The organism is Caldalkalibacillus mannanilyticus JCM 10596 (genome assembly GCF_000615945.1).
Taxonomy (GTDB): Bacteria; Bacillota; Bacilli; order Caldalkalibacillales; family JCM-10596; genus Bacillus_AT; species Bacillus_AT mannanilyticus.
In genome coordinates, this window is the sequence record NZ_BAMO01000024.1 from 1 (window position 1) to 14,216 (window position 14,216).

The following is a 14,216-nucleotide window of genomic DNA, read 5'->3' on the forward strand; positions in this document are numbered from 1 at the left end:
GATAACATATTACAGGCTTGTCTAATCGCTTTATTTTTTCTTATTATAGAAGGGATAATGGAACCGTACGGTTTTAAGGAAAATAAAAAAAATTAAGAAATTTGGGTTTTTAGCTCTGTTTTTTCTCCATTTTTTTGAAAAAGTATTGACATAAAAAAAGGGCGAGTGTAAAATTGTAGTAGTTAAAATTCTTACAAAATAAAGAAAAAAAGTATAATATTACTCTCGTCCTACATAGAGCTTCCTTTCCAACTTAAAGATACTTATTCTACAAGAAGATGCTTACTTTACAAGTCACTATCTTGTTTTTTTTACCCCTCACTTCCATTTTTTACCTATAAATACACTCCTTATTCATGGAAACCTATTATTTTGAGTATTAGTAGAATCAATACAGGTGGAGTAAAACTTCCCTCTAATAGAAGTTTACATATTATATAGGGCGGTGTAGCCAAACGGGAAGGCAAGAGACGGCAAATCTCTTATTCTAGGTTCAAATCCTAGCACCGCCTCCATCAATAAATAACAAATAGAAAGGTTGGAACTTTCATGCATATTGCGAAGCAATCCAATATGAAATCCTCTCACCAGTTATTAGACTCCGAAGAAGTATTACTAAATCTTATTCGCCAAGAACTAGAGAATTGTGATCACAAGGAAGTTGTCATTATGGCTGGTCATTATATGTTATTTATGGATGAAGTAAATGGCAGCCTTACGCCAGGAGTTATGGAAGAACAAGAGAATGAAATCATTAAAAACAGAATAAAACAAAGGGTAGGAATTTTTCCTCATTATACCTGGACCCAAGGTGTAAAAATCGCAGAGGAATTTCATGTGAAATTTGATCACACACATTTCTTACTATTAATTAATGATTGGCAATATGTCCCAACCTCGAACGTATCAGCTTCTGAACTAAGACAACAATACTATGACCACTTTACCTTTCCCAAATCCTATTTAAAGGTTTTAAAAGAGTCTGGTATTTTTGATGAGAGTCATATTTTATCTAGTAGAAAGCAGGAGTTAGCCTTTCCTGAAACGTGGCTTAAGTACAGATTCCAAAAAAGCGCGACAAAATTAGTAAAAGAAAACAAATTAGAAAAGAAAGTACTTAATGAACAAACCAATGAAACAGAAGTAAGCTTCTTAGACCAGGATGGTAATTATAAAACCTTAATTAGCTGTGGTGTAACCGGCTGTGCTGGGGAAATCACAGAAATGATCTCAGAGGTCTATAAAAGCGGAAAACGATTATTGCTGATGTTTGCTCCGGGCGAGTGTTATCAGCCTGTAAAGACAGGAGTGGAAATTGCCCTTGATTTATACAGCTTAACGGGGATGAAGATCATCATTGCTGATCCAGGTGGAAGTGGGGAAATGAGTATAGACGAAATATATTCCAAGATGGTTAACTTTTCTGTATTCCAAAGCTAGCCTCAGACAAAGGATGAAATGATATGAAGGTGATCTATCTCGACCATTGTGCCACCACCCCCTGTCATGAGGAAGTAATACAGCTGATGAGTAAATACCATTCCTTAGAATTTGGGAATCCTTCCTCTCAACATATTTTAGGAAAAAGAGCCCTCCATGCCATTAACCAAGCAACGAAGCAAGTGGCTGAGCTTATTCATGCTGAACCCGAGGAAATTATATTTACCTCTGGGGCGACAGAAAGCAATAACTTATTTCTACTAGGACTCTACGAATGGTTAAAAGAAACGAGCGGCAATATCATCCTGAGCCCTATTGACCATAAGTCAACCCTTGAAGTGGGGAACGAATTAGCCAGAAGAGGAATAGAGGTCAGATATGCTAAGGTTAATCATCAAGGACGTATCCATATCCCAGATTTAGAGAGAATGATCGATCATAACACGAAGCTGATTAGCTGTGCTCATATTAACTCAGAGCTTGGAGTCATTCAAGATATAGAAGCGTTATCCATTCTTTGTTCCAATCGTGGGATTCTTCTACATGTTGACGCTGTTCAATCTATAGGAAAAATAGACATCAATTGTAGAGCAATGAATATAGCTTCCTTATCTTTGTCTGGACACAAGATTTATGGTCCTAAGGGAATTGGGGCTTTATATGTGAACAAAAAGATACGACACATCGTTAGACCGTTAACGTTTGGAGGTGGGCAGAATAGTCTTAGGAGTGGTACCCTACCAACAGCCCAAATAGTAGGATTGGGGCATGCCTGTTATTTAGCCCAAGAAAATATCAATGAACATTATGCAAAGGTGCAGGAATTAAGAGATCTTTTTTTACAGGAGATGCGCATGAAAGTGCCTGCGATACAAGTCAATAATGATCCTGCCGTAAGCGTTCCTCATATCTTAAATCTCAGAATCAATGGGGTAAGCTCTGAAGCCTTAGTTTCTGGATTAGGTCGATTAGCTATTGCCTCGGGTTCGGCATGCAACTCAGCTAGTCTAGAGCCTTCATATGTACTGACAACGATTGGTTTAACGGGCGAAGAAGCCAACCATTCCATTAGGATATGCTTCAGCCATATCAAGAAAAGAGTGACATCATCGTAGGAGTAGAGCTCCTATCTGCTAAAATCAATAACATTCTAGAACTTCAAGGAGAATTTATCTAACATAAATCGAGAAAAGCCTCTCTCCGTGCTTGGGGTGAAATGCCCTAATCACAGAAGAGAGGTTTTTTTCTTACTGAATAAGAAAGTATAAATTTTTGTATAATTTTTAACCAAAATTTATACTTTATGGAAGTCTACTCTCTATTTAGGTATCTGGATATGATCAATCAAGATAGTGCTTTGTAGCTTCTTCAATGGCTTGTTTGCCACCCTTCGCTAACCATTCTTCAATGATTTGATCATGGTATTCGAGAGGCTCCCGTCCAAGGATAATCCGAATAGCTCCTGTCATCCAGACATCGGGAGGAGTATCTGTACCAGGGCGGACATCTGGATTGCTTAAGAGAGATTCAAGTGGCGGGTCGAACTTAATCGTATCTCTCCCTTCCTGAGCTAGAATGTCATCAAAGATTCTGATTAATTGCTGTCCTTCTTCAGATAATTCAAGGATTCCTCTGGTGAAAGTAGCATCCTTAATGAGCCACAGCCAATTTGTACGGTAACGCTGTTCATTAAGTTTAGCTGCATCTGTTGGAATCTCATAGTTAATTTGTCCATTTTCAAGTGTATAGGTTTGCCCCTCAATTCCGTAAGTGAAGAACCTTTCTGCTTCATCGGAAACCTGCCAATCGAAGAATTGAATCAAGCGAGCAGGATCTACCTTTGTTTTGCTATGAATCATGAAAGCACGAACCACACTATCGTAAAGGTAATGCCCTCCCTTGCCATCAGGACCTATAGGAGAGGGGATCACGGCAATTCTTGCTTCAGGTACATTTTGTTGTAGTTCTTGCTCCCAAGAAAGGATTTCCTCTGCATTCATCGACCACATTCCAGCCTGACCTGAAATAATATTGCTTCTAAATTGTGGTTGTGGAGTGGTTAGAAACTCAGGATGAATCAATCCTTCTTGATACATGGTTCGGTAAAAGGATAGAGCATCTTTTATCTTGTCTCCAGCCATAAATTTCGGAACTACCTGCCCATTGTAATACTCCCACTGAAAGGAAGAGCGTCAAAGGCAGCAAAAAAGGTATCAGCGTATTTGAAGTTTTCACGTCCTTGGTAGGGATTTTCCACACCTAATTTTTTGAAAGCGCGTAACACTTCCAAGTATTCATCTGTGGTTCTAGGAATATCCAGCCCTGTTTGTTCTAGAAGGTCGAGGCGTATCCAGGTTCCTCGTCTAGAGCGATTGGATAAGTAATCTGGAATGGCATAGATTTTTCCATCGTGCGTCACTTGATCCCATGCTTCTTGTGGAATGACTCGTAATAGATTTTGCCCATGTTCTTGTAGTAAATCATCAAGAGGCAGAAAAACACCTGCTTGTACGGAACCAGCCAATTCAGGTCCCCATACTCCTCCAGAGGCTTGAACGACATCTGGAATATCTCCTGAGGCAAGCATCAGTGTCATTTTCTCCACGTACTCTTTATGAGGCACCAATCTAATATCGATGTCTGTATTGGTTAAGCTTTCTAGTTCTTTGACCCATTTATCCTCGTTAATATCTGGGTGACTCTCAACATAAGGAGTCCCTAGCGTGCGCATGGAGATGGAAAAGGTTAGCGGAGCTTGTGAAGCCTCTCCTGCTGCGTCTTCAGCATTTGGAATCGGATCAGCCGATTGTGGTGAACTACTTGTACAGCCAACAAATAAGGCAGAAATAAGAACGAAGACAAGTGCTAGAATCATCCACTTTTTATTCAATAACGACACCCTCTTTTCTACATATTTTTTAGTAAGCCCTTACATGTATAAAGTAACAAGGAAAATGGATTTATTAAATGTGCTGATTTTATGTCTTGTTGTGCTAATTTTAGGCTCTTATTCTTTAATGCCGCCTAAGAGTAACCCCTTAACGAAGAAACGCTGTAGAAAGGGGTAGATCAGCAGAATAGGGACGGTAGCAACAATAATAACAGCCATCTTCATTCCCTCTGGAGAGCTGGCAAGCATCGAACTGAATACCGCTGATGCAGGATCAGCCGTTATATTTTCATCCACAATTAACTCTCGAAGCTTAACCTGTAGGGGATACAGCTTGCGATCCTCGATATACATAAGAGCGTTAAAGTAAGTATTCCAATGAAAGACGGCATAAAAGATAGCCAGTGTAGCTAAGGCTGGCTTAGAAAGAGGGAGTACGATCTGAAAGAGAATACGCAACTCCCCACAGCCATCAATTCGACTTGAGTCTATCAGCTCTGAGGGGATCTGTAGGAAGAAGGACCTCATCACAAAAAAATTAAAGGCACTAATCGCAGTCGGAATAATCAGAGCCCATAGTGTGTTTAACATCCCCAGCTTTTGAACCAAAAGATACGTTGGAATCAAGGGGGCAGAGAAGATCATGGTAAACAAAACTAGAAAGAGAATGATTTTTCTGCCGATAAATTCTCGGCGAGAAAGTGGATAGGCTAAGGATGCTGTTGCAATCAGGTTAAATATAGTTCCCACTACGGTGATAAATATTGTTACCATGAAGGCACGCCAAATCGTAATATCCTGGAAGACATATTGATAATGATCTAGAGTAAATTCAACGGGCCAGAGGATGACCTCTCCTCGATCAATAGCACCAGAACTACTAAAAGATTGGGCGAGAACATGAAGAAATGGTAGAATCATCACAAGACAAATGATGATTAATAGAGTAAGGTTGATGATCAAAAAAAACTTGCGTGATTTACTTATTCGTTTAGACATACAACTCCTTCTCCTTTCTAGTATAAACTATTTCCAGTAGCTCTTTTACTGAGCGTATTGGCTCCGACTAATAAAACCAGTCCAACCACTGATTTAAAGATACCGATAGCTGTGGTATAGCTAAATTGTGCTTGAAGAAGCCCCACTTGATAAATATAGGTATCAAAAATCTCCCCATTCATACGGTTCATAGGATTTAGAAAAACATAGACTCGTTCAAACCCAAAATCTAAGAAGTTCCCGATTTGAAGCAAAAACAAAATAGTGATCGTTGGCAATAGAGCTGGGAGTGTAATATGGAATGTTTGTTGCCAGCGATTGGCTCCATCGACTTCAGCCGCTTCGTATAGACTAGGGCTTATTCCTGCTAAGGCTGCCAAATAAATAATCGTTCCCCATCCCGTATCACGCCACATGCCAGAACCTACAATAATGGCTCGAATATAGCTTTCATCCCCCAAGAAATAGATTGGATCATAGCCGAGTAGCTGAACAACGTAATTGATAATTCCTGTTGAAGGTGACAATATCCCAATAAAAATTCCGCTAATAATTACCCAGGACAAAAAGTGTGGCATATAAATAACGGTCTGAATCAGCCGTTTCGCCAATATTTTGCGGACTTCATTAAGCATGAGTGCCAGAACGATAGGAGCTGTAAAAGCAAAGAGAAGATCATACAGATTGATCAATAACGTATTTGTCAGGATTCGAGTAAACTCAGGATAAGAAAACATCTTGCGAAAGTGGTCCAACCCTACCCAAGGGCTTCCCGTAATCCCCAGAAAAATATTGTAATTTTGAAAAGCAATAACCGATCCTAAAAGAGGTACATACTTAAAAACTAGAAAATATAAGATTCCCGGCAGAGAAATAAGATAAAGGGTCTTATACTTCCACAAGGAACCTAGTAGAGAGTTCATTCGCATTCCTTCTTTCCTCCATTTCCTTCTTAAAATTAGTAGGTTTATCGTAAACGCTGTAAGGGCTTACAGCAATAGAATTAGTTCTGTACTCATTGTGTTTTTTTTAGATTCGAGAAAAAGAGGATGTAAAGAAATAGTGGTATCATATATAATAAGTGATAAAAAAATAGTAAATTTTCTAAAAATATATATTGTAAGCGCTTACTCGAATGAGGAAGAGGGGGAATAAGCTTGAAAATTTTACTTGTTGAAGATGAACCTATGATTCGTCGGGGGTTATGTGCGTTACTTCAAAAAATAGAGCTGGAGGGGGAAGAAGAAAAAGAAATACTAGAGGCACAAAATGGCAGGGAAGCAGAAGAACTTCTGAAGCATCATATTTTTGATCTTGTATTCACAGATATAGAAATGCCTGATTTGGATGGCTTAGCGTTAATTGAACGCTGGGTGAACCATAGTCCTTATACAAATTGGGTCATTATTTCAGGCTATGATGAGTTTCATTATGCCCAACGAGCCATTTCATTTGGAGTGAAAGAATATTTATTGAAACCAGTGACCAAAAAAAAGATGGAAGAAACAATGATCCGTCTTCTAGCCAGTCAAAAGAAGAATCAATTTATTGGAGCCGATGAGGTAGAGAAGGTGCTACAAGGTCTAGAGGAAAGAGTTTGGCTGATTGATAGAGAGGCGGTTCAACGATTTTTAAATCAATGGTTCCATGATATTGCAGAGCGAAATCTGGATTTAAAATATTACTGCAATCTATTAAATCACATGCTTGATATGCTTCTTCATCGATTAAATGAAAAGGGAAGTCAGCTCTCTGAGTGGCCACTGAAACGAATGGATATCCATGGGGTTAATGATCCCAATTCTGCTTTTCTCTCCAACTGTGTAGAGCTCATAAAAATTATTGAAAATAAACGAAAGGGTAATGAAAAAGACCCTATAGAAGTGGCAAAAAAATTCATCTTAGAGAATCTTGAAAGTGATGTGAGCTTAGAAAAAGTAGCTAAGAAATTAGGCTTGAATCCGTCTTATTTTAGCCAATTATTTAAACAAGAAACAAGCGAAACATTCGTGCGCTTTAGAATGAGAGCGAGAATGGAAAGAGCAAAGGAATTATTATTACAAAGCGATATTCGTATCATTGATATTCCCAGTCGAATCGGGTCTAATGATCATCCCCATTTTACCAAAACCTTTAAAAAGTACACGGGCTGCTCCCCCTCGGAATATCGGGCAAAAATGGGAGTAGAGTAATGGGGAAAAAGTGGAAACAACTTAATTTGTTTCAGAGATTGTTGTTCTATTTTACAGTAGTCATTGTGCTTCCTTTAGCTTTAGTTGCTTGGATCGTCTATGATCAAGCTGCTAATCAGATTTTAGATCAGGTCGAAAGCTATTTAGATCATATTGTCAAGAACACCAATTATCAGACGGAGCGCTTTATTCGAGATTACGAGCTCGCTTCCCTTTCCCTTATTGGGGATAGCAAGGTAAAGCAATTTCTTGAATTAAATAAGGGGCAAGAATTTGAGAAGTATACGCATTATCGAGAAATAAAAAAACTGATGAATCAGATTTCAATTCAGTATGACGAGATTGAATTAATTTATATCATTGGGGATGAAGGGCAGTATATTCTATCGGAAGATCGGTATTATCGCCCTGAGGATCATTTTCCTACGGTCAAGGTTTACCAGAAACTTTCTCAGAGGACGCCGGAAAATGGGGAAATGGTTCTGCATGCTGATACTAGCCTCTATAACGCGAATCAATACGTCATTACTATTACGCGTAGGGTGCGAGGCTTATCTAGTTTTCAGCCTAAAGGAGTATTGGGCATTGATGTACGAGCCTCCTCTTTAGAAGAGCTGTGGAAGCTCGCTAATTTAAGTAACAATACATATTTTTGGATCATGGATGAAGAGGGAAAGGTTGTGTATCATCCTAACAAAGAAATGCTCGGGCAAAAAATAGAAAAGAATTTAGAAGAAAGCTTAATGAGCGTGAAACAAGGTACATTTATCAGCGAATGGAATGGGGAAGCCATGCTTTATCGTTTTACAACCTCCGATTATTCAGGGTGGAAGATTATTGCAATGACGCCAAAAGCGGAAGCCTTCGAGCCGATTTCTGGGATTAAAAGAACGGTGATAGCGGTAGGGACTCTTGCTTTATCTCTAGCTTTTCTTCTAGCATTTCTCTTCACCAGAAGTATTGTCAATAAATCAGAGCTGGAAACAAAGCAAGTCCAGATTGAAAAGCAAAAAATAGAGCTGCAAGCCCTCCAATCGCAAATTAACCCTCATTTTTTACACAATACCCTTGAAACGATGAATGCCTATGCGATTCTCAATGAGGCGGATGAGATATCGGATATGGCGGAGGCGTTGTCTACAATGTTTAGGTACTCCGTGAGGAATTTTGAAGTGGTGACCATGGCAGATGAGCTTCAGCATGTGCAGAGCTATCTCATTGTTCAGGAACACCGCTTCCAAAAAAAGATCGCTTTTGAAGTAAGAGTAGCTCCTGAACTTTTAGCGGAAGAGATGGTGAAGCTGACTCTTCAACCGCTGATTGAAAATGCGATTCAGCATGGATTTAGAAAATGTTCCTGTGAGGGAAGCATTTCTTTAGAGGCTATCGTTGAAGAAGGGCATTTGATTGTTCGTCTTACAGATAATGGTTTTGGAATGACACCAGAAAGACTTGACCAGATTAAACAACGTTTAAAGACAGGGACGACAAAAGAGTTAAAAGCAGATATGGGAATAGGAGTGTGTAATGTCCATCGTCGCATTCAGCTTATTTTCGGAGATGAGTATGGGTTAGAGCTTCAGAGTGAGGTGAAAGAAGGAACAATCATTACAATGAAAATGCCCAGAAGAAATCTGCTGGGAGAACGCCATATTGTCAATGGCTCAAACTAAAGGGGTAGGAACCTTATCCGGCTGATAAGCTGCAAGGTATCCTCTCTTTTTTTGTATCTAAAAAAAACAAAGGTCAATACAAAAAATGTCCGTAGAGTAGCAGGGAGGCAGATGCTAGAATGGGTGAAAATAGCGAAGGAGAAAGGCTATACCCTTTCATGTAAGCGCTTAAGAAACGGGGTGAACATTGTGACAGCCATCGGTTCCAAAATAGGAATGCTTTCTAAACTATTGGAAAGTGGTGTTATTGCTGTTCTTCGTAGGGTTCCTTTAGAAAAGATAGAGCCAGTTGCAGAATGCTTAATAAGGGGGGGAATCACAGCGATTGAAATAACCGTTGAAGAGCCATCTGCGTTTCAAGCACTGGAACGGTTGGCGATACGAGTGGGGGATCAAGCTATGATTGGAGCTGGAACCGTGCTTGATAGTGAAACAGCGAAAATGGCGATTCAACGAGGAGCAGAGTTTGTTTTTAGTCCTACCTATTCACCGAGAGTGGTTCAAACGGTTTTACGGTATGGAAAGATTGCAGCTCCAGGAGTGATGACCCCGACAGAAATGCTTCGAGCCTATGAGGGTGGGGCGGATCTTGTGAAGCTCTTTCCGGCAACGGGGTTAGGGGTGCAATTTATCAAAGATGTGAGAGGACCTCTTGCTCATATTCCGATCCTTCCAACAGGTGGAATCAATTTAGATAACGTGGCAGATTTTATTAAAGCGGGAGTGGTTGGCGTTGGTATTGGCAGCAACTTACTCAGTCATCAGGCAATCGAAAAGGAAGATTATTCATCGATACAAGAGAAAGCCAAGCAATATGTAACCAGAATCCAACAAGCTAGAGAGGAGCTTGCCTAGTGGATTTATTTACGTTAGGAGAAACGATGGTTTGTATTTCAGCTTCAGAAACAGGGAGCTTAGAGTATGTGAGTACGTTAAGCAAGTCGATAGGTGGAGCGGAATCTAATACAGCCATTGGTTTAGCTCGCCTAGGAAAAAAAGTAGCTTGGTCCAGTAAGCTAGGGGATGATCCCTTTGGTCACCAGATTATCAAAACCATTCGTGGTGAAGGGGTCGATGTTTCTAAGGTTACTATGGATCAAACTAATCGCACAGGCTCATGATCAAGGAGGTGAGAGCTCCTAATAAGATTCATGTCTATTACTATCGACAGAACTCAGCCGCTTCCGCTCTCACTGAAGCCGATATCGATATCGAAGCTCTTATACAAGCCAGAAGAGTTCATCTAACAGGGATTACGTTAGCTTTGGGGGAGGGTCCTAGGCTGGCAGTCCATAAGATTTTACAAGTAAGTAAAGAGTACAATATCCCTGCTAGCTTTGACCTTAATCTAAGACAGAAGCTCTGGTCGATTGAGGAGGCGAAGCAGGAGTATCAGAAGATCTATCCCTATATTGAAACCCTTTTTATGAGTGAAGAAGAGGCGATCTTATGCTCAGGAGAACCAACGATTGACAAAGCACTAGATTACTATAAACAGTGTGGGTTAGACGAGAGCAGTACGGTTGTCATTAAGCAGGGGGACAAAGGGGTTTTAGGAATTCGAAGAGAACAACAAGTCTATCAATCAGCTGTCAAAGGAATTGAAGTAATCGATACCGTAGGAGCAGGAGATGGATTTAATGCCGGATACTTATTCGGAGAGCTAGAAGGATTATGCTTTCAAGAGTGTTTGCGTCTGGGAAACTGGGTGGGAGCAAAAGTGGTGGAGCATCAAGGAGATTATCAAGGATTACCCACCTTGGCTGAATATCAAGCTTATAAAAATCGAGAGATCACAATAGAAAGGTAGGGTGTTATATGATTCATTTAGATGGTAAGAATGCACTGGTCACAGGAGGCGGAACAGGAATTGGACGTGGAATCGCGCTAGGGTTAGCAGAAGCAGGAGCCAATGTAGTGGTTCATTATGGGAGTAACGCTCAAGGAGCAGAAGAAGTGGTGAAAGAGATTCAAAACATGGGAAGAAAAGCGCTGTCTGTACAGGCAGATGTGATGAAGAAAGAGCAAATTATGGCTCTAGTACAGGAAACAAAGCAATTTTTTAACGGTAGGCTAGATATTCTAGTGAATAATGCGGGACATTTGGTTCAACGTTCATCTGTAGAAGAAATGAGTGAAGAGCTCTGGCATCACATTATGGATGTCAATGTGACAAGTACTTTTCTGGTTTCACAAGCTGCCATCCCATTGATGAAAGAAACAGGCGGGAGAATCGTGAATATGACTTCTTTGGCGGCTCATAACGGAGGAGGACCAGGGGCGGCTGCTTATGCTGCTTCTAAGGGAGCTGTCCTTACCTTTACGAAGGGACTCGCTAAGGAATTAGCCCCTTATAACATCACTGTCAATGCAGTTTCACCAGGCTTAATAGGAGATACCCCTTTCCATGATACCTTTTCCACGAAAGAAGGTCGCTTAAGTACAGTGAAGGGAATTCCATTAGGAAGAGAAGGAAAGCCAAGAGATGTATGTGGAGCCGTTCTCTATTTTGTGTCCGCCTTAGGAGAGTATGTTACTGGTGAAACAACGGAAATCAATGGGGGTTTATTCATGAAATAACAGTGGCATAGTGGGAAGCGAGCATAATGCTCAAATGGAGCCAAACAAAAGTACTTAGAGTAGATGTATCGTTTAGATTATAGATGTATAGATGGAGGAGATAGGTTAATGCCAGACACACTAAAAACACTGTATCAACCAGTGGCAGGAGAACTAAATGTACAGTACCAACCAGATGAACAGACAGAAATCTTAGAAAATCCGCCTCGGTTTACTTGGATGCCGGCTAAGCTGGAGGACGATCAGTACATACTCCAAATATCCGCATCACCTGAATTTACTCCTGAGGAAACAAGAACCAGCCACCCTATTTATTATAATATGTATACGCCTGATACTTCTTTACCTGCGGGAGTGTACTTTTGGAGGTATGCCTTACTTAATGAAGAAGATGCTTCTGTTAGAGAATCGGAATGGAGTCAGGTCCGCTCCTTTACGATAGCAGAGAACCTACCAGAAACGCCTCTCACAAGCCGCCAACATCGCTATCAAGACACGTTACTCTCTCACCCAAGATTATGGTTAAATGAGCAGGAAGTTAGGACGTTTCGAGAACGGCTTCAAGATGACAATAATACTTGTGAATGGGAGAATTTTTATCATAAATCAGTTCTTCCTTGGCTGAATCACCCCCTCGTTGCCGAGCCGTTGCCGTACCCTAATCATCAAAGAGTAGCGCCTTTGTGGAGAAAGATGTATATGGACTGTCAAGAGGTGTTACATGCGGTAAGGCATCTTAGTGTAGCGGGTGTTATTCTGGAAGACAGGCAGCTTCTAGCAAGGGCGAAGGAATGGTTACTCCATATTACTGCATGGGATACAGAAGGCACAACCTCAAGAGATTACAATGATGAAGCGGCATTTCGTGTGGCAGGTGCTTTGGCTTGGGGATATGACTGGCTCCATCAGGAACTCTCGGCTGTAGAGAAAGAGTGTGTACGAAAAGCCTTGTTTCGGCGAACAGAGCAAGTGGCTCAGCATGTGATCGAGCGCTCCAAAATTCATCATGTTCCTTACGATAGTCATGCAGTTCGTTCCTTATCCTCGGTCTTAGTTCCTTGTTGTATTGCCTTACTAGAGGAAGAGCCACAAGTCAAGGAGTGGTTAGATTACACGTTAGAATATTATGCTACTCTGTACACCCCATGGGGTGGAGCAGATGGAGGCTGGGCTGAAGGGCCTCATTATTGGATGACAGGGATGGCTTATGTTATTGATGCTATGAATCTAGTAAAGAAATTTACTGGAATCGATTATTACCAGCGTCCGTTCTTTCAAAAAACAGGTGATTTTCCCCTTTATGTCTATAGTCCAGATACCCGAAGAGCCAGTTTTGGGGATCATGCTAATCTAGGGGAGCGTCCGGGGCTAAAAGTGGGATTTAATAGTAGACAATATGCAGGTGTGACCGGAAATCCTTATTATCAATGGTATTACGAGCAAACGAGAAAATGGGATATTGATGCAGATGATAAATTTTATAACAAAGGCTGGTGGGATTTTAATTTCGATCAGCTCATGTATCTCCATGATTATCCACAAGTTGAAGCACAAGCCCCAAGAGAGATAGAAGAAGTGAAATGGTTCCAAGACGTTGGCTGGGTAGCTATGCATCATCGAATGGATGATCCCGAGGAACATATCATGTTTTTAACGAAAAGCAGCCCCTATGGATCAATAAGTCATAGTCATGGGGATCAAAATTGCTTTGTCTTACATGCCTTTGGTGAGCCTCTAGCAATACACAGTGGGTATTATGTTGCCTTTAATAGCACAATGCATATGAATTGGCGAAGACAGACCATTTCCAAAAATGGAATCCTGATCGACGGGAAAGGGCAGTATGCTGGAAAGGATAAGGTACTTGGAATAGCAGCCAAAGGAAAGATTGAAAGAATCGAAACAACGGCTTCACATAGTTTTGTCTGTGCCGATGCGACTCAAGCCTATCAGCACGAGGTTCCTTATTTAAGAAGGTACATGAGAGAAACGTATTTTGTCCATCATTCCTATTTTGTCTTGATTGATTATGTTGATTTGGATCAACCTGCGGAGGTAGACTGGTTATTCCATACCCTAAATGAAATGAAAGTGAAAGGGCAAACATTTAGGGTGCAAGGAGAGAAAGCCGATCTTGAAGGGCGGTTCCTCTATTCTTCTGCCGGTGATCTATCCTTGATTCAGAAAAATGATTATCCTGGGGTTGATATCGCAGAAATCGAAGGGCTCCCCCATCATTGGCGACTCGAAGCCAAAACGCCGAAAGCCAAGAGTCATCGTCTTGTTACTTTATTAGTACCAGCAAAGAAAAACAATCATAAATATGTTTCTTATTTTATGGATGACCAAGATCATGGGATCAGTTTATACTTTACGGAAAACGGTCAGACATTTCGAGTGGAGGTGAGCAAAGCTTATTAATGCAAGTGATTAATGCAAGTG

At 40.7% G+C, this 14,216-nt stretch carries 13 protein-coding genes and 1 tRNA gene; 10 read left to right on the forward strand and 4 right to left on the reverse strand.

Going from position 1 to position 14,216, the window contains the following annotated elements:
- Positions 1–441 precede the first annotated feature (441 nt).
- The 3 genes from JCM10596_RS13365 to JCM10596_RS25500 all read left to right on the forward strand — a co-directional run bounded on the left by JCM10596_RS13365 (position 442) and on the right by JCM10596_RS25500 (position 2,555).
- A tRNA-Cys gene (locus JCM10596_RS13365) sits at positions 442–515 on the forward strand.
- Between the two features lie 34 nt (positions 516–549).
- Entirely contained in the window at positions 550–1,440 is an 891-nt protein-coding gene (locus JCM10596_RS13370) for an LPD16 domain-containing protein (protein WP_025027563.1), read from the forward strand.
- 23 nt (positions 1,441–1,463) lie between these two features.
- A complete protein-coding gene (locus JCM10596_RS25500) occupies positions 1,464–2,555 on the forward strand; it encodes a cysteine desulfurase family protein (RefSeq protein ID WP_234410507.1) in 1,092 nt (363 codons plus the stop codon).
- Positions 2,556–2,780: 225 nt separating this feature from the next.
- On the opposite strand, the gene JCM10596_RS29210 is transcribed toward JCM10596_RS25500, so the two are convergent.
- The 4 genes from JCM10596_RS29210 to JCM10596_RS13390 all read right to left on the reverse strand — a co-directional run bounded on the left by JCM10596_RS29210 (position 2,781) and on the right by JCM10596_RS13390 (position 6,258).
- Positions 2,781–3,581, reverse strand: a complete 801-nt coding sequence (locus JCM10596_RS29210) for a type 2 periplasmic-binding domain-containing protein (protein ID WP_148302599.1) — start codon at positions 3,579–3,581, stop codon at positions 2,781–2,783.
- Positions 3,582–3,592: 11 nt separating this feature from the next.
- On the reverse strand, positions 3,593–4,330 hold the full coding sequence (locus tag JCM10596_RS29215) for an extracellular solute-binding protein (protein ID WP_148302600.1): 738 nt from the start codon (positions 4,328–4,330) through the stop codon (positions 3,593–3,595).
- A 117-nt stretch (positions 4,331–4,447) separates the two neighbouring features.
- Positions 4,448–5,329: a carbohydrate ABC transporter permease gene (locus tag JCM10596_RS13385; protein ID WP_025027564.1), complete on the reverse strand. Its 882-nt coding sequence runs from the start codon at positions 5,327–5,329 to the stop codon at positions 4,448–4,450.
- A 17-nt stretch (positions 5,330–5,346) separates the two neighbouring features.
- Positions 5,347–6,258, reverse strand: a complete 912-nt coding sequence (locus tag JCM10596_RS13390; protein WP_025027565.1) for an ABC transporter permease — start codon at positions 6,256–6,258, stop codon at positions 5,347–5,349.
- A gap of 228 nt (positions 6,259–6,486) precedes the next feature.
- On the opposite strand from JCM10596_RS13390, the gene JCM10596_RS13395 reads away from it, so the two are divergent.
- The 7 genes from JCM10596_RS13395 to JCM10596_RS13420 all read left to right on the forward strand — a co-directional run bounded on the left by JCM10596_RS13395 (position 6,487) and on the right by JCM10596_RS13420 (position 14,195).
- On the forward strand, positions 6,487–7,521 hold the full coding sequence (locus tag JCM10596_RS13395) for a response regulator transcription factor (protein ID WP_025027566.1): 1,035 nt from the start codon (positions 6,487–6,489) through the stop codon (positions 7,519–7,521).
- Positions 7,521–9,194 carry a sensor histidine kinase gene (locus JCM10596_RS27950; protein ID WP_025027567.1) on the forward strand — a complete coding sequence of 558 codons (1,674 nt, stop codon included), beginning with the start codon at positions 7,521–7,523 and terminating at the stop codon, positions 9,192–9,194. The genes JCM10596_RS13395 and JCM10596_RS27950 overlap by 1 nt, the downstream gene beginning before the upstream one ends.
- Before the next feature lie 111 nt (positions 9,195–9,305).
- The gene (locus JCM10596_RS13405) at positions 9,306–10,049 is read left to right on the forward strand and encodes a bifunctional 4-hydroxy-2-oxoglutarate aldolase/2-dehydro-3-deoxy-phosphogluconate aldolase (protein WP_234410508.1); all 744 of its coding nucleotides are present in this window, start codon (positions 9,306–9,308) and stop codon (positions 10,047–10,049) included.
- Positions 10,049–10,315 carry a PfkB family carbohydrate kinase gene (locus JCM10596_RS30875; protein WP_051541315.1) on the forward strand — a complete coding sequence of 89 codons (267 nt, stop codon included), beginning with the start codon at positions 10,049–10,051 and terminating at the stop codon, positions 10,313–10,315. The genes JCM10596_RS13405 and JCM10596_RS30875 overlap by 1 nt, the downstream gene beginning before the upstream one ends.
- Before the next feature lie 8 nt (positions 10,316–10,323).
- Positions 10,324–11,004, forward strand: coding sequence for a sugar kinase (locus tag JCM10596_RS25515; RefSeq protein ID WP_159102359.1), 681 nt, complete (start codon positions 10,324–10,326; stop codon positions 11,002–11,004).
- Positions 11,005–11,012: 8 nt separating this feature from the next.
- Positions 11,013–11,774, forward strand: a complete 762-nt coding sequence (locus JCM10596_RS13415) for an SDR family NAD(P)-dependent oxidoreductase (RefSeq protein ID WP_025027569.1) — start codon at positions 11,013–11,015, stop codon at positions 11,772–11,774.
- A 108-nt stretch (positions 11,775–11,882) separates the two neighbouring features.
- Positions 11,883–14,195: a DUF4962 domain-containing protein gene (locus JCM10596_RS13420; RefSeq protein WP_025027570.1), complete on the forward strand. Its 2,313-nt coding sequence runs from the start codon at positions 11,883–11,885 to the stop codon at positions 14,193–14,195.
- Positions 14,196–14,216 lie beyond the last annotated feature (21 nt).

What these genes read in the sequence shown, in the direction of transcription:
- JCM10596_RS13370 (WP_025027563.1), top strand. Translation starts at nt 550, where the DNA reads ATGCATATTGCGAAGCAATCCAATATGAAATCCTCTCACCAGTTATTA.
- JCM10596_RS25500 (WP_234410507.1), top strand. Translation starts at nt 1,464, where the DNA reads ATGAAGGTGATCTATCTCGACCATTGTGCCACCACCCCCTGTCATGAG.
- JCM10596_RS29210 (WP_148302599.1), bottom strand. Translation starts at nt 3,581, where the DNA reads ATGGCTGGAGACAAGATAAAAGATGCTCTATCCTTTTACCGAACCATG.
- JCM10596_RS13385 (WP_025027564.1), bottom strand. Translation starts at nt 5,329, where the DNA reads ATGTCTAAACGAATAAGTAAATCACGCAAGTTTTTTTTGATCATCAAC.
- JCM10596_RS13390 (WP_025027565.1), bottom strand. Translation starts at nt 6,258, where the DNA reads ATGCGAATGAACTCTCTACTAGGTTCCTTGTGGAAGTATAAGACCCTT.
- JCM10596_RS27950 (WP_025027567.1), top strand. Translation starts at nt 7,521, where the DNA reads ATGGGGAAAAAGTGGAAACAACTTAATTTGTTTCAGAGATTGTTGTTC.
- JCM10596_RS13405 (WP_234410508.1), top strand. Translation starts at nt 9,306, where the DNA reads ATGCTAGAATGGGTGAAAATAGCGAAGGAGAAAGGCTATACCCTTTCA.
- JCM10596_RS13415 (WP_025027569.1), top strand. Translation starts at nt 11,013, where the DNA reads ATGATTCATTTAGATGGTAAGAATGCACTGGTCACAGGAGGCGGAACA.
- JCM10596_RS13420 (WP_025027570.1), top strand. Translation starts at nt 11,883, where the DNA reads ATGCCAGACACACTAAAAACACTGTATCAACCAGTGGCAGGAGAACTA.